This window comes from Streptomyces sp. Go-475 (genome assembly GCF_003330845.1).
Lineage (GTDB): Bacteria > Actinomycetota > Actinomycetes > Streptomycetales > Streptomycetaceae > Streptomyces.
The window spans coordinates 1483422-1502600 of sequence record NZ_CP026121.1 but is presented as its reverse complement, the minus strand read 5'-3'; the positions used below and the strand labels follow the sequence as shown (position 1 = coordinate 1502600).

The window sequence follows — 19179 nt, the reverse complement described above, 5'->3', positions numbered from 1 at the left end:
ATGAAACGGTTTGCCGAACATGCGTAGGGTGCAGACAACTCAACAGAAGGAGTGCGCCGGACACCGGCGCACAGGGAGCGGACCGACGGGCGAAGGAGGGAGCCGGAGCGATGGGCGACCACAAAGAGCAGCCCCTGCGGGTGGGCGCGGCCGTGCGCCGGCGGCGCCGCGCGCTGGACCTCACGCTCGCCGTCGTGGCCGAGCGCAGCGGCCTGTCGGTCCCGTTCCTGAGCCAGGTCGAGAACGACCGGGCGCGGCCCAGCCGCAGCTCCCTGGAGAAGGTCGCCGACGCCCTGCGCACCACCGCCGTGGAGCTCCTCGCCGCCGCCGACCCGGCGTGCAGCGTGGACGTCGTCCGCGCCGACGACACCGAGCCGCTGCCCCGGCCCCGGGCCCGCTCCCTGGTGCGCGGCCACCACCAGATGCACGCCTCCGAGTTCACCGGCGACCATGACGCGGGCCGTGAATTCCAGTACCGCAACGACCAGTTGATGTACGTGGCCGACGGCGCGGTGGAGATCGAGGCGGAGGGCCGCGCCTACCGCCTCGGCCGGGGCGACACGCTGTACCTCACCGGCGGTGTGCGGCACCGCTGGCGGGCGGCGGAGTCGGACACCCGGGTGATCGTGGTCGCCGTGGCGGAGCACATCGAGGCGGTCCGGGACCGGCCACGCCGGTGAGGGTCGTCTCCCTCGTCCCCTCGTTGACGGAGGCCGTGGCCCGCTCGGCGCCCGGCACGCTGGTCGGCGTCACCGACTGGTGCACGCGTCCGCCGGGTCTGGACGCCGTACGCGTCGGCGGCACGAAGACCCCGGACACCGGCCGGATCCTCTCCCTCACCCCCGACCTGGTGATCGCGAACGAGGAGGAGAACCGCGAACCCGACCTGGCGGCCCTGCGCGCGGCGGGCGTCGAGGTCCTGGTCACGGAGGTCCGCGAGGTGCCCCAGGCCTTCCGGGAACTGGCCCGGGTCCTGGACGCCTGCGGGGTGGCGGCCCGCCCGCGCTGGCTGGACGAGGCCGAGGACACCTGGTCGTCCCTGCCCCGGCCGGCCTCCCGGCTGACGGCGGTCGTGCCGGTCTGGCGCCGCCCGTGGATGGTCCTGGGCCGCGACACCTTCGCGGGCGACGTCCTGGCCCGCCTCGGTGTCGACCACGTGTACGCGCGGCACCCCGAGCGCTATCCCCGCGTGCCGCTGGAGGAACTCCGGGCCCGCGCCCCCGATGTGGTGGTCCTCCCGGACGAGCCGTACCGCTTCACCGCCCAGGACGGCCCGGAGGCGTTCCCCGGGCTGCCCTGCGCGCTCGTCAGCGGACGGCACCTGACGTGGTACGGGCCGTCGCTGGCCGAGGCGCCACGGGTACTGGGCCGGGCCCTGCGAGCAGCTCGCCCCTGACCAGCCCGCGCAGGGTGCCCCAGGCGGCGGCGCCCCACGCCACGACGAGCACGGCGTACAGGACCACCGCGGGGCCGGTGCAGGCCACCAGCCCGGTGTGCCGGCCGAGCGCCTCGGCGCCCGTGACGCAGGTGCCGACCGGGAAGGTGAACGACCACCAGGTCATGGCGAACCGCATCCCGTGCCGCCGGGCGCGCCACACATGGGCGGTGGCCAGGCAGAACCACAGCAGCGCGAACCCCATGACGGGCACGCCGTAGAGCACGGCCAGGGCGCCGAAGCCCTGGCTGTACGGCTCCGGTACGACCCCGGGGGCGACGTCCGCGAAGGCGCCGACGGCGGTGGTGGACTGCCCGAGCGGCCCCAGCACCAGGAACAGCGTCGGGGTGAGGGCGAGCGGCAGCGGCCCGCCGGTGAGCAGCCGGGCGAAGACCAGGGGCAGCATGAGCAGGGTCGCGAGCAGGCTCAGCCCGAACAGCGCGAAGCAGACCAGGAGCAGTGTCTCGCGGGGTTGTCCGGGAGGCAGCTGTGGCACCAGGGACGGCCCGACGGCGGCCGACACCATGGGCGCGACCAGCGGCAGCAGCCACACGGGTGTCGCCTGCCCCGGCTCGACCCGGTGGCGTACGGACATCAGATACGGCACGGCGACGGCGGCGGCCAGCCCGAGAACCGTACCGGCGACGAACAGCACGGCACCGAGCACGGCCCCGGCCCGCGCGCCGATCACGTCCCGGCCGACGGTGAGGGCGCCGCCGCCCACGGCGAGCAGGGCCATGGCGAGACAGCCGTAGAAGGGTGCCGTGGCCGGATCGAGGAGGTGGGCGCGGGCCTGGTCACGGTGGCGGGCCCAGTGCGCGCAACGGGCGCCGAGCACGGTCAGGAGCAGGGCGAAGGACAGCCCCCAGACACCGGCGAGCACGCCGCGCAGCCCCGGGACGTGCGGCGGGAGGGCGGCTCCGGCGGTGGCGACGACCGCGGTGCCCATGACGGGGGCGTACCAGTTGGGCCCGAGACGGCGGACGGAGAGGGGGTACGCGAGGGGCCCGGCTGCGGTGACCATGACTCCTACGGTGGGGCCGGGGGAGGCGCACCACCAGGGAGTTTGCCTCTATGGCGACATAAGCTGGGTTTATGAGCAACACGGATGAGCAGGGCGGCGGACCGGCGGTCGCCGGGTCCCTGGCGCACCGGGTCCCCGACCTCGGTGCCCTGGAGCTGCTGCTGGCGGTGGCGCGGCTCGGCAGTCTCGGCGGGGCGGCGCGGGAACTGGGCATCACCCAGCCCGCGGCGAGCAGCCGGATCCGGTCGATGGAGCGGCAGCTCGGCGTGGCGCTGGTCGACCGTTCGCCGCGGGGGTCACGGCTCACGGACGCCGGTGCGCTGGTGACGGACTGGGCGCGGCGGATCGTCGAGGCGGCGGAGGCGTTCGACGTGGGGGCGCAGGCGCTGCGCGACCGGCGGGACTCCCGGCTGCGGGTCGCGGCGAGCATGACGATCGCGGAGTACCTGCTGCCGGGCTGGCTGCTCGCGCTGCGGGCGCAGCGGCCCGACACGGCGGTGTCCCTGCACGCGGGCAACTCCACGGTGGTCGCGGAACGGCTGCTGTCGGACGAGGCCGATCTGGGCTTCGTGGAGGGGCTGACGGTGCCGACCGGGCTGGACTCGGTGGTCATCGCCCATGACCGGCTGATAGTGGTGACGGCGCCGGGGCACGCGTGGGGGCGCCGGCGGCGGCCGGTGGCGGCGGAGGAACTGGCCTCGACACCGCTGATCCTGCGGGAGAAGGGGTCCGGGACGCGCCAGGTGCTGGACGCGGCGCTGGGGGGTCTGGCCCGGCCGCTCATCGAGCTGTCCTCGACGACGGCGGTGAAGGCGGCGGCGGTGAGCGGAGCGGGGCCGGCGGTGCTGAGCGAGCTGGCGGTGGGGGAGGAGCTGGCGATGCGGCGGTTGGTGCGGGTGCCGGTGGACGGGGTGGCCCTGGCCCGTGATCTGAGGGCGGTGTGGCCGACGGGGCATCGGCCTACCGGTCCGGCGAGGGACCTGTTGTCGTTGACGCGGGGGTGAGTTTCTCGCCCCCGCCGTCCCTGCCCGTCCCGTCCTCCAGGGGCTCCGCCCCTTCGACCCCGCCGGGGGCCGCGCCCCCGGACCCCCTTCGGCCTGCACGGCCTCGTCCTCAAACGCCGGACGGGCTGGGTGGGGGCGGGGTCCCTTTGTTCAGCGGGCTGCCGCCGCCTCCACCAGTGCCCGCATCACCCGCTCGTCCTCGTCCATCTCCGGGTGCCACTGCACGCCCAGCACCCAGCCCTCGGCGGACGGCAGTTCCACCGCCTCCACCGTGCCGTCCGCGGCGTACGCCGACGGGAGCAGGCCCTCGCCGAGCCGGTCGACGGCCTGGTGGTGGTACGTCGGCACCGACGTCTCCTCCGGCACGATCGCGGCGTACCGCGTGCCCGGCACCGGCTTGACGGGGTGCCCGCCGAACACGCCCACGACCTCCGCGTGCCCGTCGAGGTGCTGCACGAGCGTGCCGCCCAGCGCGACGTTCAGCAGCTGCATGCCCCGGCAGATCCCCAGCAGCGGCACACCCGCCGCCAGCGCCGCGTCGATCAGCGCCAGCTCCCACGCGTCCCGCTCCGGCGCCGGAGGCCCCGTCCGGGGCTCGCGCTCGGCGCCGTAGCGCACCGGCTCCACATCGGGCCCGCCCGCGATGACCAGCCCGTCCAGCCGGGCCACCGTCTCGACGGCCCGCTCCGGCTCGTCCGGCGGCAGCATCGCGGCCAGTCCGCCCGCCCGCTGCACCAGCCGGGGGTAGCCGACCGGCAGCAGGGCGGCCTCCAGCTCCCACACGCCCCAGCGGGCACCGGCCTCCAGATACGTGCTGACCCCGATCAACGGCCTGGCCACAGCGACTCCCTCCCGGTCGACGTTCAGTCCCGTGCCAACTCTGCCTCGGCCGCCGCCAGTGCCGCGAACTCCTCCTCCGGCGCCTTCGCCACCAGCCGCTTGCGGCTGTACAGACCGAAGTACCCGACGGCCACCACGTACACCGCGAGCGCGATGAGCGCCGCCGTCACGTCCACCAGGAACGTCGCCACCAGCGCCGCACAGGCCAGCACCAGGGCGACCGAGGAGGTCAGCACCCCGCCCGGCGTCCGGTACGGCCGCGGCAGCTCCGGCTCGCGGCGGCGCAGCACGATGTGGGACAGCGACATCAGCGCGTAGGAGATGGTCGCGCCGAAGACGGCGATGTTGAGCATGCGCGCGCCGTTGCCCGACACCGCCGCCAGCAGGAAGCCGATCGTGCCGGGCACCAGCAGGCCCAGGTACGGCGCCTTGCGGCGGCTGGTGAGGGACAGGAAGCGGGGCAGGTAACCCGCGCGGGACAGGGCGAAGAGCTGGCGCGAGCCCGCGTAGATCAGGGAGAAGAACGACGCCACCAGGCCGGCCAGGCCCGCGTAGTTGACGATCCTGCTCAGGGTCGTGGCCTCGCCGTCCGGCTGGAGCGCCTCGACCAGCGGGTTGCCCGCCTCCTGGATCGCGGCCGAGCCGCGCGCCCCCGCCGCCGCGACGAACGTCACCACCGCCAGCACCACCAGGATGCCCATCGACCAGCGGATCGCCTTGGGCAGCGTACGGGCCGGGTCCCTGGTCTCCTCGGCGGCCAGCGGCACGCCCTCGACACCCAGGAAGAACCACATGCCGAAGGGGAACGCCGCCCAGATGCCGAGCAGGCCGAACGGCAGCCAGGAGTTCGACCCGGCGGCCGAGGCGTCGACCGGGATGTCGTCCAGCGCGGCGAAGGAGAAGTCGGGCAGCGCCGCCAGCGCGAAGACGACGAGGGCGGCGACCGCGATGCCCGTGACGACGAAGCTGAAGCGCAGCGCCTCGCCCACGCCCCACAGATGGATGCCCAGGAAGATCGCGAAGCAGACCAGGTACATCGGCCAGCCGGACTCCAGGCCGAACAGGCCGAGCGACTCGACGTAGTCGCCGATGAAGATGACGATGGCGGCGGGCGCGAGGACGTACTCGATGAGGATCGCCGTACCGGTCAGGAAACCGCCCCAGGGGCCGAGCGCCCGCCGGGCGAAGCCGTAGCCGCCGCCCGCCGTCGGCAGGATCGAGGACAGCTCGGCGAGCGCGAAGACCATGCACGCGTACATCGCGCCCATGAGGACCATGGCGATGGCCAGGCCTCCGAAGCCGCCCTCGGCCAGGCCGAAGTTCCAGCCCGAGTAGTCGCCGGAGACGACGTAGGCGACGCCGAGGCCGGTCAGCAGCACCCAGCCGGCGCTGCCGCGGCGGAGCGCTCTGCGCTCCAGGTAGTCGTCGCCCTCCGGGGCGGGTGTACTGGTCGGTTCCTGGGACATGGGCATTCTCCCCACGGGCGGCGACGGTCACGGGGTCGAGCGGGGCACGACTCAATGGAATGGAGCCATACCTTTGCGGTGCCGACCGGGGGAAGGCAAGACCCGTGCGTTAATCGCCAGTAAATCCTCGGCCCGCCGGGACCCGTCCCGGCTCACCGTTCCGGCTCAGCCCAGGAAGCCCCGCAGCAGCGCCGCCGTGCCCCCGCAGTGCTCGCGCATGATCTCCCGCGCCTGGTCGGCGTCGCCCTCGATGACGGCCTCCACCAGGGCCGTGTGCTGCTGCTGGGAGTGCTCCAGGTTGCGCACGAGCAGCGGGATGCAGTCGAGCAGGTCGTTGACGGTCGCGCGGACGGCCGCGTACTGGGCCGTGAGGGTGGGGGAGCCGGACAGCTCGGCGAGCGTCAGGTGCAGCAGCGTGTCCAGGCGGCGGTACTCGGCGAGCGGCGCGTCGTGCGTGCGCGCCAACGCCTCGCGGAGCCGGTCCGCCCGCTCCCCGTCCAGCCCGTGCGCCGCGCACAGCCCGGCCGCGCCCACCTCCAGCACCTCCCGGAAGCGCAGCACGTCCTCTATGTCGACCTCGGCGACCCGCCGCCGCAGCTCGTCCTCGCCGCCGGCGTCCGCGCGCGGCAGCACGAACGTCCCGCCGTAGCGGCCGCGCCGCGACTCGACCAGGCCCTGGTCCTGGAGCACCTTCAGCACCTCGCGCAGCGTCACCCGGCTGATGCCCAGCCGTTCCGCCAGCTCCCGCTCCGCCGGCAGCCGCTCGCCTCCCGCCACCAGGCCCAGCCGCAGGATCTGGAGGATCTGCTCCAGGGCCTCCTCGAAGCCGTTGCCCGCGCGTACCGGCCGCAGCACCGGCGCCAGCCGGTCCCGGACCTCCCCGCCCGCTGTCTCCGGCATGTGGCCGTACCCCCTTCCCAAGCAATGGTTCTCCGCAATACCTTATGGCTCCCGGCTCGCCGAAAGTAGCCGAAGGAGGCTCTCCCGTGGCAGACCGCACACCCCCGCTGAGCGTCGAGGAGCTGCACGCCCTCGTCGCCGGCGGTGAGATCGACACTGTCGTCCTGGCCTTCCCCGACATGCAAGGGCGGCTCCAGGGCAAGCGGTTCGCCGCACGCTTCTTCCTCGACGAAGTGCTCCGGCACGGCACCGAGGGCTGCAACTACCTGCTCGCCGTCGACACCGAGATGAACACCGTCGACGGCTACGCCATGTCCTCCTGGGACCGCGGCTACGGCGACTTCGCCATGCACCCGGACCTGACCACCCTGCGCCGCGTCCCCTGGAACGAGGGCACGGCCATGCTCCACGCCGACCTCGCCTGGAACGACGGCTCACCGGTCGTCGCCGCGCCGCGCCAGATCCTGCGCCGCCAGCTGGAGCGCCTGGCCGAACTCGGCTACACCGCCCAGGTCGGCACGGAGCTGGAGTTCATCGTCTTCAAGGACACCTACGAACAGGCCTGGGACGCGGGCTACAGAGGGCTGACCCCGGCCAACCAGTACAACATCGACTACTCGGTCCTCGGCACCGGCCGCATCGAGCCCCTGCTGCGCCGCATCCGCAACGAGATGGCGGCGGCCGGCCTCACCGTCGAGTCCGCCAAGGGCGAGTGCAACCCCGGCCAGCACGAGATCGCCTTCCGCTACGACGAGGCCCTGGTCACCTGCGACCAGCACAGCGTCTACAAGACCGGCGCCAAGGAGATCGCCGCCCAGGAGGGCATGTCGATCACCTTCATGGCCAAGTACAACGAGCGCGAGGGCAACTCCTGCCACATCCACCTCTCGCTCGCCGACGCGGACGGCAACAACGCCATGGCCGGGTCCTCCGACGACCACGGCGGCATGTCCGACGTCATGCGGCACTTCCTCGCCGGCCAGCTCGCCGCCCTGCGCGAGTTCTCCCCTGCTCTACGCCCCCAACATCAACTCCTACAAGCGGTTCCAGCCCGGCTCCTTCGCCCCGACCGCCGTCGCCTGGGGCCACGACAACCGCACCTGCGCGCTGCGCGTGGTCGGCCACGGCCGCTCGATGCGCTTCGAGAACCGCCTGCCCGGCGGCGACGTCAACCCCTACCTCGCCGTCGCCGGACTGGTCGCGGCCGGGCTGCACGGCATCGAGCAGAAGCTGGAACTGCCCGAGCCCTGCCCCGGCAACGCCTACACCGCCGACTTCGACCACGTCCCGACCACCCTGCGCGAGGCCGCCGAGCTCTGGGAGCACAGCAGCATCGCCAAGGCGGCCTTCGGGGACGAGGTCGTCGCGCACTACCGCAACATGGCGCGCGTCGAACTGGACGCCTTCGACGCCGCGGTGACCGACTGGGAGCTGCGCCGCTCCTTCGAACGTCTGTGAGGCCCCCGTTGTCTTCCGAGCACCTTCTGGACGTACTGAACCCCGCCACCGAGGAGGTCGTCGCCGCCGTCGCCGGGGCGAGCCCGGCCGACGTCGACGCGGCCGTCACGCACGCCACCAGGGCACAGCGGATCTGGGCCGCCCTGCCCCCCGCGGACCGCGCCCGGCTGCTCCGCCGCTTCGCCGCCACCGTCGACCAGCACCTGGAGGAACTGGCCCGCCTGGAGGTCCGCGAGGCCGGCCACCTGATCGGCAACGCCCGCTGGGAGGCCGGCAACGTCCGTGACCTGCTGGACTACGCGGCCGGGGGAGTGGAGCGGCTCACCGGCCGGCAGATCCCCGTGCCCGGCGGCCTGGACGTGACGATCCTCGAACCGCTCGGCGTGGTCGGCGTGATCGCCCCCTGGAACTTCCCGATGCCCATCGCCGCCTGGGGCACCGCCCCGGCCCTCGCTGCGGGCAACGCGGTCATCCTCAAGCCCGCCGAGACCACCCCGCTCACCGCCCTGCGCCTGGCCGAACTCGCCCTGGAGGCCGGTCTCCCCGAGCACCTCTTCCAGGTCCTGCCCGGACGCGGCGACATCACCGGCGACGCGCTCGTCCGGCATCCCGGAGTCGCCAAGATCGTCTTCACCGGCTCCACCCGCACCGGCGCGCGCGTCGCCGCGCTCGGCGCCGAGCAGGTCAAGCCCGTGACCCTCGAACTCGGCGGCAAGAGCCCCAACATCGTCTTCGCCGACGCCGACCTCACAACCGCCGTCGACCCCTTCTCCTTCCTCGACAACTCCGGCCAGGACTGCTGCGCCCGCACCCGCGTCCTGGTCCAGCAGTCCGTCTACGACGAGGTCCGCGACCTGCTCGCCGACGCCCTGTCCGCCGTGGTGGTGGGCGACCCGGCCGACGACAAGACCCAGATGGGCCCGCTGATCTCCCGGCAGCAACTGGACCGCGTCCGGAGCTTCGTGCCCGACGACGCCCCGGCCCTGCGCGGCAGCGCCCCCGAGGGACCCGGCTTCTGGTTCCCGCCGACCGTCCTCACCGGGGAGAGCCCCGACTCGCCCGCGGCCTGCGAGGAGATCTTCGGCCCGGTCGCCGTCCTCCTGCCCTTCACCGACGAGGCCGACGCGATCCGCCTCGCCAACGACACCCCCTACGGCCTCTCCGGCTCCATCTGGACCCGTGACGTCGGCCGCGCCCTGCGCGTCTCCCGGGCCGTCCGCGCCGGCAACCTGTCCGTCAACTCCCACGCCAGCGTCCGCTACTGGACCCCGTTCGGCGGCTACAAGCAGTCCGGCGTCGGCCGCGAACTCGGCCCCGACGCCCTGGCCGCCTTCACCGAAACCAAGAACGTCTTCATCAGCACGGAGGGCCCCGCACAGTGACCGCTCAGGAGAACATCTGCCGCCGCCTGGTCGGCCGTACCGCCGTCGTCACCGGAGCCGGCAGCGGCATCGGACTCGCCGCCGCCCGCCGCCTCGCCTCCGAGGGCGCGCACGTCGTCTGCGGCGACGTCGACGAGACCCGCGGCAAGGCCGCGGCAGAAGAGACCGGCGGCACCTTCGTGAAGGTCGACGTCACCGACCCCGAGGAGGTCGAGGCCCTCTTCAGGACCGCCTACGACACCTACGGCAGCGTCGACATCGCCTTCAACAACGCCGGCATCTCCCCGCCCGACGACGACTCCATCCTGGAGACCGGCCTGGAGGCCTGGAAGCGCGTCCAGGAGGTCAACCTCACCTCCGTCTACCTGTGCTGCAAGGCCGCCATCCCCTACATGCGGCGCCAGGGCAAGGGCTCGATCATCAACACGGCCTCCTTCGTGGCCAGGATGGGCGCGGCCACCTCGCAGATCTCCTACACCGCCTCCAAGGGCGGCGTCCTCGCCATGTCCCGCGAGCTGGGCGTGCAGTTCGCCCGCGAGGGCATCCGCGTCAACGCCCTGTGCCCCGGCCCGGTCAACACCCCGCTCCTCCAGGAGCTGTTCGCCAAGGACCCGGAGCGGGCCGCGCGCCGTCTGGTGCACATCCCGCTGGGCCGCTTCGCCGAGGCCGAGGAGATCGCCGCCGCCGTCGCCTTCCTCGCCAGCGACGACTCCTCGTTCGTCAACGCCACCGACTTCCTGGTGGACGGCGGCATCGCGGGGGCGTATGTCACACCCCTGTAAGGCGTGCCCGTGCGGCCGGTGACTCGCCCTACAGTGCCGGGATGAGCATGACGCCGCCGCCCGGCTGGTACCCCGACCCGCACGCACCGCACCTTCAGCGCTGGTGGGACGGCACGGCCTGGACCGAGCACCGCCGCGCGCCCGAGGCCCCCGGCGGCCCGGTGCCCCCGCCCCCGGGCGGCGGCGCCGGGCGGGCGAAGGCCGTCGCGGTCACCGCCGCGGGAGCCGTCCTCGTCGCGGCGATCGTCACCGCGGCCGTAGCCTTCGACGGCGACGGCGACGGCGACGGCGGCACGGACGCGAGGTCCGCCCCGACGGCCCCCGCGTCCACGTCCCCGACCGGCCCGCCGGAACCGGCCCCCGGGACGTCCGCGTCCGAGACACCCGCCGACGCCGGCCCGGCCGTCGTCGAGGACCAGCTCAACGGCGTCACCTTCCCCCTGCTCGACGGCTGGGTCCGCCCGCAGCACATCGCCCAGGACGACGTCGTGATGACGACGGACGGCACCTACGACTGCCCCGGCGGCGTCGGCCTCTGCCGCCACGGCCTCGTCCTCTCCCGCACCGTGACCGAGAACGACGAGAAGTCCCCCGAGGCCCTCGCCGAGGCGGACATCAAGGACGCGGCCGACGAGGCCTACGACCGCGACAGACTCGGCCGCGAACTCCACGGGGGCATCACGTCGCACCAGGTCGTCAAGTCCGGGCCGGTCGCGGTGGCCGGCCGCGCCGGGTACCTCGTGCGCTGGCGCGTGCACACCGCCAAGGGCCCGGGCGGCTACGTCCAGTCGCTCGTCTTCCCCTCCAGCGTCGGCACCGAGTCACCGGTCCTCGTCCGGTACGTCTTCGACGCGGGCGGGGACGGGCCGCCGCTCGCCGACATGGACCGCATCACCAAGGGCATCCGGCCGTTCGGCGACGCGGACACGGGCGGCGGCGTGGGCAGCAGCATCGGCCCGTCGGACTGAGCCGCCGTCCGCAACAGGACCGAGCCACCGATCCGCTACAGGAACGTGTGACCCTCGCCCCGGTACGTCGGCACGGTCGCCGTGACCGCGTCCCCCTCGACCAGGTGCAGCGCTTCGAACCGCTCGCACAGCTCACCGGCCTTGGCGTGCCGGAACCACACCTTGTCCCCGATCAGCAGATCGTCGGCGGGCGAGCCGAGCAGCGGCGTCTGCACCTCACCGGCCCCCTCCTGCGGGTCGTAGCGCAGCCCCTCGGGCAGGTACGGCACGGGCGACCGGTCGGGCCCGGCCGCACCGGAGGCGGGATACCCGCCGCCGAGGACCGTCACGACGCCGACGCCCGGCCGCCGCACGACGGGCTGGGCGAAGAGGGCCGCCGGACGGCCGCGGAACGACGTGTAGTTGTCGAACAGCCGCGGCACGTACAGCCCCGACCCGGCGGCGATCTCGGTCACCGCGTCCTCGGCCGCCGTGTGCTGCACCGACCCGGTGCCCCCGCCGTTGACGAACTCCAGCCCCGGCACGACGGCCCGCACCGCGCGCACCACCTCGGCGCGCCGCTCGGCGAGTTCACGCTTGGCGGCCGCCTGCATCAGCCGTACGGCACGGGACCGCAGCGGCCGCCCCGCCACCGCGTCCCCGACACCCGCGATGTGCCCCTCGTAGGCCATGATCCCCACGACCTCGAAGCCCGGCCGCCGGGCCACCGCCCGGGCCACGTCGGCGACCTCGGCGGGGGAGTGCAGCGGCGAACGCCGGGCCCCGACCCGCACCCGCCCGCCGAGCAGCCTCAAGGACGTGTCCAACTCCAGGCACACGCGGACGACTTCACGCCCGCCGCCCCGCGAGGCGTCGATGAGATCGAGCTGCGCGACGTCGTCGACCATCACGGTGACGGCGGCGGCGAGCTTGGGATCGCCGGCGAGTTCCGCGTACGCGGCACGGTCGGCGGACGGGTAGGCGAGCAGCACGTCCTCGAACCCCGACCGGGCCAGCCACAGCGACTCGGCCAGGGTGAACGACATGATCCCCGCGAAACCGTCCCGGGCCAGGACGCGTTCCAGCAGCGCACGGCACCGCACGGATTTGCTGGCGACGCGGATCGGCTTGCCCCCGGCGCGGCGGACCAGGTCGGCGGCGTTGGCGTCGAAAGCCTCCAGGTCCACGATCGCGAGAGGGGCGTCGAGATGGGCGGTGGCCCGGTCGTAACGGGCCCGGTCGGCGGCGCGCGCAGTCATGAACGCAGCCTGCCAGACTGAATTACCGCAGGGTAGGGGGACGTTCCGGGCAGATGCCCCGGGCTCGTGGACTGGTTCCCGTTCGCCCAGGGACAAGCCGTAGAGTGACGCGCACGTACGGCGGAACGACGCCGGCCGGAAAGCCGTGCCGGGATGACGCTCCGTTCGTACGGGTATGTGTGCCCGGGACGAAGCGGTGCCGGGCCTCGGGCAGGACAGCACCGGCCCGCGCGAGAACGAGCGGCCCGGGTACGAGGAAACGGGGGGGTGCATGAGCACGGAAGCGCAACGCGCCTCCTTCCCCCCGCGCCCCTCGACACCTCCCCGCCCTTCCGCCCCACCCCGCCCGCCCCACCCACCCGAGGCGACCAACGCGGACGGACGCACCGCCGCCGCCCCTTCCAGCCCGGTGCCGGACGGACGCGGGACTTCGAACGCGGACGGCTCGGACGCCGGGTCCCGTGTGGAGTCCGGTTCGGGCGCTGGATCCCGTGCGGGTTCCGGCTCGGGTGTCGGGTCCCGTGCGGGTTCCGGCTCGGATGTGAGTGCCCGTGTGGGTTCGGCGGCCGGTGCGCCGCGGTCGTCCTCGGACCGCGACACGGCCTCGTCCATGTCCGTGTCCGCGGCCGAGGGCCGCGAGGCGTCCGGTGGACGCTTCGGCCCGAGCGGCGCGTCGACCGGGGCCGGCCCGGACCAGGGACAGGCGACTCGGGGCGGTGCGGCGTCCTCCGGGCAGGCCGGTGGCCCTTCCGGCCGTCCCCGCTTCCCGAGCTTCGGCACCGCCGCCCCACAGCGCAGCGACTCCACGACCCTGCCCCCGCCCCCCGCCTCCGCCCGCTTCCCGGACACGCCGCCCAGCGTCATCCGCGACCGCTCGGACTCCCAGTCGGGGACGTCGTCGGGCTCGTCCGGCCGCGCGCACGGTTCCGGCGCGTCGGACGAGGGCTCGGCGGGGACGAACCGGCCGTACCGTCTCACCGCGCCCGGTCGGGCGGACACCCCGGCCGGGGGCTCGTCCGAGACGGTCGGGCGGCCCTTCCGTCTGCCCACGCCACGCCGTACCGGCGCCCCGGACGAGAACGCGTCCGAGACGACCGCTCGCCTGCGTCCGGTCCCCGCGGAACCGTCACCCGCCGAGACCGCTGCATCCTTCGGCCGCCCCGACGCCCCCGGTGTGCCGGGGACGTCGGCCGTGTCGTCGGCAAGCCGACCCGGGGCCGTACGGCCAGGCGCCCCGCCGCGCCCCACGCGCGAGCCGCAGACCGGTGCGGCCGCCGGAGCCGGTTCCGACGCTGCCGCTTCGACCGCCGGACGCGGGATACGCCTGCCGTCGGCCCCCGACCGGCAGCCCCGCACCGCCCCGCCGTCTCCGCGCGAGCGGCAGCCCCACGCTGCCCAGTCGTCTGCGCGCGACCGGCAGCCGCACACCGCCCCGCCGTCTCCGCGCGAGCGGCAGCCCCACGCTGCCCAGTCGTCTGCGCGCGACCGGCAGCCGCACACCGCCCCGCCGTCTCCGCACGAGCGGCAGTCCCACACCGCCCAGTCGTCTGCGCACGAGCGGCAGTCCCACCCTGCCCCGCCGTCGCCCCGCACGCCTCGCCGACCCCCCCTTCCCCCCGCCCCGCCCCGGAGACCACCCCCGTCTCACCCGACCCGGCACTCTCCTGGAGCGCCCCCTTGGCCCCCGGCGGTACGCCCGGCGCCACGCGGCCCGTCGTCTCGTTCGGGGAGCCCGAGGTGTACGACGGCGACGCCCGGCCCCGTCCGCTCGGGCGGCGCGGCAGGTCGCAGGCCGTCGCGGCCGCCGTTTGCCTGGTGCTCGGGCTGGGGCTCATCTCCGGCGCGGTCACCGGCAGCTGGCTGGTCGGGGACTCCGGCGGCGAGGGCTCGCGCAGCACCTTCACCGCCGCCGGCGGCCTCTGGCACAGCGTCCCGGTCGACCAGCTGTTCCCGCCCACCGTGCAGGGCCAGGGCGCCGGCCCCGGCGGCGCCGACCGCACCTGGACCCGGATCGCCGTCGCCCCGGACAGCGGCTGCAAGGACGCCTTCGACCCCCTGCTGCGCAAGGCCCTCGCCCCCGTCGGCTGCGAACGCCTCCTGCGCGCCACCTACACCGACGCCACCGAGAGCTACGTGACCACCGTCGGCCTGCTCTTCACCACGGCCGACGCCCCCGGCATGGCCTCCCTCGCGAACCGTTTCCGCAAGGAGCGCCTGGACCGCCGCAGCGACCTCATGCCCCTGCCCTACGCCGCGCAGGGCACCCCCGCCGCGCAGTTCGGAGCCCGGCAGCGCGCCGCCTGGACGGTCTCCGTGCTCACCGAGGCCCCGGTCGTGGTCTACGCCGTCTCCGGCTGGGCCGACGGCCGTACGGTCGACGACCCCCAGCCCGCCGGGGACGCCATGGAGTCGGGCGCCACCACCGCCCCCGCCCAGGCCGGCCTCGGCTACGAGGCGAAGGGCCTCGCCGACCGCGTCGAACGCGGCCTACGCAAGAACGTCCGCTCGGCCACGGAGCAGCCGTCGTGAAAGCCGTCGCGTCCCGCGCGGGCGGGTTCCTGAGCGTCCTCCTCGCCGCCGGCCTCGTCCTGGTCCCCTCCGCCACCGCCCACGCCGACGGCATCCGCGCCCAGCAGTGGGCCCTGGACGCCATGCACACACAGGAGGCCTGGCAGACCACGAAGGGCGCGGGCGTCACCGTCGCCGTCCTGGACACCGGCGTCGAGGCCGACCACCCCGACCTGGTCGGCAACGTCCTGCCCGGCAAGGACCTGGTCCGCTTCGGCGCCGAACCCGGCGACCGCGCCTGGGCCCGCCACGGCACCGCCATGGCCGGCATCATCGCCGGCCACGGACACGGCCCGGGCAACGCCGACGGCGTCATGGGCATCGCCCCCGAGGCGAAGATCCTCCCCGTGCGCGTGATCCTGGAGGACGGCGACCCCTCCCGCGCCAAGGCCCGCAGCACCCGCGGCAACGCCCTCGCCGAGGGCATCCGCTGGGCCGCCGACCACGGCGCCGACGTCATCAACCTCTCCCTCGGCGACGACTCCGCCTCCGCGCACCCCGAACCCAGCGAGGACCAGGCGATCCAGTACGCCCTGAAGAAGGGCGTGGTCGTCGTCGCCTCCGCCGGGAACGGCGGCGAGAAGGGCGACCGCATCTCCTACCCGGCCGCCTACCCGGGCGTCATCGCCGCCACCGCCGTCGACCGCGCCGGAACCCGCGCCTCCTTCTCCACCCGCCGCTGGTACGCCACCGTCAGTGCCCCCGGCGTCGACGTCGTCATCGCCGACCCGGACCACAAGTACTACGAGGGCTGGGGCACCAGCGCCGCCGCCGCCTTCGTCTCCGGCGCCGTCGCACTGGTCAAGGCGGCCCACCCCGGCCTGACCCCGGCCCAGATCAAGAAACTCCTGGAGGACACCGCCCGCGACGCCCCCGTCGACGGCCGCGACGACTCCCGCGGCTTCGGCTTCGTCGATCCGGCCGCCGCCATCAAGGCCGCCGCCCGCCTGAAGCCCGAGGGCCTCCAGTCGGCGTCCTACGGCCAGGAGTACTTCGGCAGCGGCCCGGACGCCGCCTCCTCGGGCGACGGCACCGCCGACTGGGCCGCTCCCCTCGCGGGCGGCGCCGGCGGCGTGCTGCTGGTCGCGGCGGTCGTCCTGTGGCGCGGTCGGCGCACGAGCGACCAGGACTTCTGAGCCGCCGCCCGGGGCGAGCCACCCGGCCGATAGGGTCGACGACCGTGGCGAACAAGAACATCCCCGACCCCGGCTTCTCCGACGACGACGGCTCCGCCGACCCCCGGTTGAGCGCGGCCCTCGCCGCCTGGTCCGAGGACCGCACCGCCGTCGGACCCGTGCTGGAGGCGCTCAAGGGCGCCCGGCTGCTGGTCCCCGTCGTCGCCGTGCTCGGCGAGGTCGAGGAGGACGAGCGGGGACTGCGCCGCGAGAAGACCAGCGACATGGCCGTACCGACCCTGAAGGCCGGGAACCGCACCGCCCTGCCCGCCTTCACCTCCACGGACTCCCTCGCCCGCTGGGACCCGGCCGCCCGCCCCGTCGCCGTACCCCTGCACCAGGCTCTCCAGGCCGCCGCGCACGAGAAGGCGGACACGGTCGTGCTGGACCTGGCCGGACCGGTGCCGTTCGAGCTGACCGGCCCCGCCCTGCTCGCCCTCGCCGAGGGCCGCGCCAGCGCCGACCCGCTCGCCGACCCGGCCGTCGTCGACGCCGTGCGCGAGGCCGTGGCCGCCGAGCCCGCCGTCCTGCGCGCCCACCTCGGCCCCGGCCAGGCCGACGGCACCCTGGCCCTGGTCCTGGACCCGTCCGCGGCCCCCGCCGAGGCCGCCCGGGCCGTCGCCGAGCGCCTGGCCGCCGACGAAACACTGAGGGCCCGCCTGGTGCGCGGCCTCGACCTGGCACTGCTGCCGGCCGAGGCGACGCCCCCGGGCGAGCCCCTGTACGTACGCGGATGAACTAGCCGTAGACCGGGCCCGTGTACTTCTCACCCGGGCCCTGACCGGGCTCGTCCGGGACGAGGGAGGCCTCGCGGAACGCCAGCTGCAGCGACTTCAGGCCGTCGCGCAGGGGCGCCGCGTGGAACGAGCTGATCTCGGTCGCGGACGCGTCCAGCAGACCGGCCAGCGCGTGCACCAGCTTGCGGGCCTCGTCCAGGTCCTTGTGCTTCTCGCCCTCCTCGGTCAGACCGAGCTTCACGGCGGCCGCGCTCATCAGGTTGACGGCGACCGTCACGATCACCTCGACCGCCGGGACCTCGGCGATGTCGCGGGCCATGGCGTCGAAGTCGGGGGACTCAGGAGGGGTCTCACTCATGCCCCACACGATAGGCGCAGAGTGGAGCCGCGCCGCACCAGGCCCCGACGCGCCCCAATTAGCCCTTCCTGGCCATTGCTGGTAACCTCGTGTAACGACCGGTCGGACCCGTATGCCTCACAGCCCGCGAGCCCGACCCACAAGTGGAGGCTTTCGAACTCCCACCTGACCGCCCTCAGGGCGTCGGGTCACCGGTCAGACGGTCCCGTCCCAGCGGCGGCGATCCGTCCGAAAGCGCGCCCCGCGGCTTCCCGCGGCGGTGCTCCGGTAGTTCGAGGAGCCCCGCCTGGGAATCGTCCGGGGCATTTTTCTTGCTTCGGCGCGGTTAGGTCTATCGAAAAGAGACGTTACGCGGCCGTCCGCCAGACCGTCGCGTGGTGCTACCGAGGAGGATCCATCAGCGCCGAGCCCCGCATCAACGACCGGATTCGCGTTCCCGAGGTGCGACTTGTCGGTCCCAGTGGCGAGCAGGTGGGCATCGTCCCGCTGGCCAAGGCACTGGAGCTTGCGCAGGAGTACGACCTGGACCTGGTCGAGGTCGCGGCGAACGCCCGTCCGCCCGTGTGCAAGCTCATGGACTACGGGAAGTTCAAGTACGAGTCGGCCATGAAGGCCCGTGAGGCGCGCAAGAACCAGGCGCACACGGTCATCAAGGAGATGAAGCTCCGGCCGAAGATCGACCCGCACGACTATGACACCAAGAAGGGTCACGTCGTCCGGTTCCTCAAGCAGGGCGACAAGGTCAAGATCACGATCATGTTCCGTGGTCGCGAGCAGTCCCGGCCCGAGCTGGGCTACCGACTGCTGCAGCGTCTCGCGGAGGACGTCCAGGACCTCGGTTTCGTCGAGTCGAACCCGAAGCAGGACGGCCGGAACATGATCATGGTCCTCGGTCCGCACAAGAAGAAGACCGAGGCGATGGCCGAGGCTCGCCAGGCGCAGGAAGCCCGCAAGGCGGAAGCGAAGGCCAACCCCGGCAAGTCGCAGAACGCCGCGGACGCCGAGGCGCCGGCTGAGGAGCCCGCCGAGGCGTGACCCCCTCCCGGGACGCCAGTCCCAGGAAGCAACCGAAAGAAAACGACGCTCCACCGTGCCCGGTTCTCGCAACCGGGCACCGGAGCGCCACCGACGAGGAGAGAACGGCGCTATGCCGAAGAACAAGACGCACAGCGGTTCCAGCAAGCGCTTCAAGATCACCGGCTCCGGCAAGGTGCTTCGTGAGCGCGCCGGCAAGCGCCACTACCTCGAGCACAAGACGTCGCGCCTGACGCGCCGCCTCACCGGCAACGCCGAGATGGCCCCGGGCGACGCCAAGAAGATCAAGAAGCTTCTCGGCAAGTGACGCCCCGGCGCGAGAGCGCCGCACGTCAGGACCGGGACCCAATCGATTTCGGGCCGTGTGAGGACCCCCACGGCCCCGCTACAAGGAGTTAAGAAGTGGCACGCGTCAAGCGGGCAGTGAACGCCCACAAGAAGCGCCGGGCGATCCTCGAGCAGGCCTCCGGCTACCGCGGTCAGCGTTCGCGCCTGTACCGCAAGGCCAAGGAGCAGGTCACCCACTCGCTGGTCTACAACTACAACGACCGCAAGAAGCGCAAGGGCGACTTCCGTCAGCTGTGGATCCAGCGCATCAACGCCGCTGCCCGCGCCAACGGCATGACCTACAACCGCTTCATCCAGGGTCTGAAGGCCGCGAACATCGAGGTCGACCGCAAGATCCTGGCCGAGCTGGCCGTCAACGACGCCGGTGCGTTCGCCGCGCTCGTCGAGGTCGCCCAGAAGGCGCTGCCGAGCGACGTCAACGCCCCCAAGGCGGCCTGACGCCGGCTCCGAGCCGATGTGAC

Annotated in this window: 18 protein-coding genes and 1 pseudogene; 13 read left to right on the top strand and 6 right to left on the bottom strand. The window is 73.7% G+C overall.

The annotated features are described in order from the left end of the window. The first annotated feature begins 110 nt into the window (after positions 1-110). Both C1703_RS06830 and C1703_RS06825 read left to right on the top strand, forming a co-directional pair. Entirely contained in the window at positions 111-680 is a 570-nt protein-coding gene (locus tag C1703_RS06830) for an XRE family transcriptional regulator (RefSeq protein ID WP_114251041.1), read from the top strand. Continuing rightward, positions 677-1396: a helical backbone metal receptor gene (locus C1703_RS06825; RefSeq protein WP_114251040.1), complete on the top strand. Its 720-nt coding sequence runs from the start codon at positions 677-679 to the stop codon at positions 1394-1396. The genes C1703_RS06830 and C1703_RS06825 overlap by 4 nt, the downstream gene beginning before the upstream one ends. On the opposite strand, the gene C1703_RS06820 is transcribed toward C1703_RS06825, so the two are convergent. After that, positions 1308-2459 carry a TDT family transporter gene (locus tag C1703_RS06820; RefSeq protein WP_114251039.1) on the bottom strand — a complete coding sequence of 384 codons (1152 nt, stop codon included), beginning with the start codon at positions 2457-2459 and terminating at the stop codon, positions 1308-1310. The two genes, C1703_RS06825 and C1703_RS06820, sit on opposite strands and share 89 nt — an antisense overlap. A 71-nt stretch (positions 2460-2530) precedes the next feature. Between C1703_RS06820 and C1703_RS06815 the strand changes: the two genes are divergently transcribed. Further along, positions 2531-3463: a LysR family transcriptional regulator gene (locus tag C1703_RS06815; RefSeq protein WP_114251038.1), complete on the top strand. Its 933-nt coding sequence runs from the start codon at positions 2531-2533 to the stop codon at positions 3461-3463. A gap of 150 nt (positions 3464-3613) precedes the next feature. On the opposite strand, the gene C1703_RS06810 is transcribed toward C1703_RS06815, so the two are convergent. The 3 genes from C1703_RS06810 to C1703_RS06800 form a co-directional block, all read right to left on the bottom strand. Continuing rightward, positions 3614-4303: a gamma-glutamyl-gamma-aminobutyrate hydrolase family protein gene (locus C1703_RS06810; protein WP_114251037.1), complete on the bottom strand. Its 690-nt coding sequence runs from the start codon at positions 4301-4303 to the stop codon at positions 3614-3616. Positions 4304-4326: 23 nt separating this feature from the next. Next, on the bottom strand, positions 4327-5769 hold the full coding sequence (gene eat / locus C1703_RS06805; protein WP_114251036.1) for an ethanolamine permease: 1443 nt from the start codon (positions 5767-5769) through the stop codon (positions 4327-4329). Between the two features lie 165 nt (positions 5770-5934). Continuing rightward, entirely contained in the window at positions 5935-6669 is a 735-nt protein-coding gene (locus tag C1703_RS06800; protein ID WP_114251035.1) for an FCD domain-containing protein, read from the bottom strand. Between the two features lie 86 nt (positions 6670-6755). Between C1703_RS06800 and C1703_RS06795 the strand changes: the two are divergent. The 4 genes and pseudogenes from C1703_RS06795 to C1703_RS06780 all read left to right on the top strand — a co-directional run bounded on the left by C1703_RS06795 (position 6756) and on the right by C1703_RS06780 (position 11259). Next, positions 6756-8127 (top strand): annotated as a pseudogene (locus tag C1703_RS06795) (glutamine synthetase family protein). Positions 8128-8135: 8 nt separating this feature from the next. Further along, the gene (locus C1703_RS06790; RefSeq protein ID WP_114251034.1) at positions 8136-9509 is read left to right on the top strand and encodes an aldehyde dehydrogenase family protein; all 1374 of its coding nucleotides are present in this window, start codon (positions 8136-8138) and stop codon (positions 9507-9509) included. Then, complete coding sequence (locus C1703_RS06785) at positions 9506-10291, top strand: 3-oxoacyl-ACP reductase (RefSeq protein ID WP_114251033.1); 786 nt, start codon at positions 9506-9508, stop codon at positions 10289-10291. Before C1703_RS06790 ends, C1703_RS06785 begins: the two co-directional genes overlap by 4 nt. 47 nt (positions 10292-10338) lie before the next feature. Further along, positions 10339-11259, top strand: coding sequence for a DUF2510 domain-containing protein (locus tag C1703_RS06780; protein WP_114251032.1), 921 nt, complete (start codon positions 10339-10341; stop codon positions 11257-11259). Positions 11260-11294: 35 nt separating this feature from the next. On the opposite strand, the gene C1703_RS06775 is transcribed toward C1703_RS06780, so the two are convergent. Next, a complete protein-coding gene (locus C1703_RS06775) occupies positions 11295-12497 on the bottom strand; it encodes an amino acid deaminase/aldolase (protein WP_114251031.1) in 1203 nt (400 codons plus the stop codon). A 1677-nt stretch (positions 12498-14174) separates the two neighbouring features. On the opposite strand from C1703_RS06775, the gene C1703_RS06770 reads away from it, so the two are divergent. From C1703_RS06770 to C1703_RS06760, 3 genes are read left to right on the top strand one after another with little or no spacing between them, the layout of a single operon-like run. After that, entirely contained in the window at positions 14175-15026 is an 852-nt protein-coding gene (locus tag C1703_RS06770) for a hypothetical protein (protein WP_114251030.1), read from the top strand. After that, positions 15023-16201 (top strand): type VII secretion-associated serine protease mycosin, encoded by a 1179-nt coding sequence (gene mycP / locus C1703_RS06765; RefSeq protein ID WP_114251029.1) that lies wholly within the window; start codon positions 15023-15025, stop codon positions 16199-16201. Before C1703_RS06770 ends, mycP begins: the two co-directional genes overlap by 4 nt. A 44-nt stretch (positions 16202-16245) precedes the next feature. Then, positions 16246-16977 carry an SseB family protein gene (locus C1703_RS06760; RefSeq protein ID WP_114251028.1) on the top strand — a complete coding sequence of 244 codons (732 nt, stop codon included), beginning with the start codon at positions 16246-16248 and terminating at the stop codon, positions 16975-16977. A gap of 1 nt (position 16978) precedes the next feature. On the opposite strand, the gene C1703_RS06755 is transcribed toward C1703_RS06760, so the two are convergent. After that, the gene (locus C1703_RS06755; RefSeq protein WP_031114676.1) at positions 16979-17335 is read right to left on the bottom strand and encodes a DUF1844 domain-containing protein; all 357 of its coding nucleotides are present in this window, start codon (positions 17333-17335) and stop codon (positions 16979-16981) included. Positions 17336-17731: 396 nt separating this feature from the next. Between C1703_RS06755 and infC the strand changes: the two genes are divergently transcribed. The 3 genes from infC (at position 17732) to rplT (ending at position 19156) form a co-directional block, all read left to right on the top strand. Further along, complete coding sequence (gene infC / locus C1703_RS06750) at positions 17732-18370, top strand: translation initiation factor IF-3 (protein WP_232840736.1); 639 nt, start codon at positions 17732-17734, stop codon at positions 18368-18370. A 112-nt stretch (positions 18371-18482) separates the two neighbouring features. Next, positions 18483-18677, top strand: a complete 195-nt coding sequence (rpmI, locus tag C1703_RS06745) for a 50S ribosomal protein L35 (RefSeq protein ID WP_057614273.1) — start codon at positions 18483-18485, stop codon at positions 18675-18677. A gap of 95 nt (positions 18678-18772) precedes the next feature. Next, positions 18773-19156 carry a 50S ribosomal protein L20 gene (rplT, locus tag C1703_RS06740; protein ID WP_010045263.1) on the top strand — a complete coding sequence of 128 codons (384 nt, stop codon included), beginning with the start codon at positions 18773-18775 and terminating at the stop codon, positions 19154-19156. Positions 19157-19179 lie beyond the last annotated feature (23 nt).

What these genes read in the sequence shown, in the direction of transcription:
- eat (WP_114251036.1), bottom strand. Translation starts at nt 5,769, where the DNA reads ATGTCCCAGGAACCGACCAGTACACCCGCCCCGGAGGGCGACGACTAC.
- rpmI (WP_057614273.1), top strand. Translation starts at nt 18,483, where the DNA reads ATGCCGAAGAACAAGACGCACAGCGGTTCCAGCAAGCGCTTCAAGATC.
- C1703_RS06775 (WP_114251031.1), bottom strand. Translation starts at nt 12,497, where the DNA reads ATGACTGCGCGCGCCGCCGACCGGGCCCGTTACGACCGGGCCACCGCC.
- C1703_RS06830 (WP_114251041.1), top strand. Translation starts at nt 111, where the DNA reads ATGGGCGACCACAAAGAGCAGCCCCTGCGGGTGGGCGCGGCCGTGCGC.
- C1703_RS06780 (WP_114251032.1), top strand. Translation starts at nt 10,339, where the DNA reads ATGACGCCGCCGCCCGGCTGGTACCCCGACCCGCACGCACCGCACCTT.
- C1703_RS06815 (WP_114251038.1), top strand. Translation starts at nt 2,531, where the DNA reads ATGAGCAACACGGATGAGCAGGGCGGCGGACCGGCGGTCGCCGGGTCC.
- C1703_RS06755 (WP_031114676.1), bottom strand. Translation starts at nt 17,335, where the DNA reads ATGAGTGAGACCCCTCCTGAGTCCCCCGACTTCGACGCCATGGCCCGC.
- C1703_RS06800 (WP_114251035.1), bottom strand. Translation starts at nt 6,669, where the DNA reads ATGCCGGAGACAGCGGGCGGGGAGGTCCGGGACCGGCTGGCGCCGGTG.
- C1703_RS06820 (WP_114251039.1), bottom strand. Translation starts at nt 2,459, where the DNA reads ATGGTCACCGCAGCCGGGCCCCTCGCGTACCCCCTCTCCGTCCGCCGT.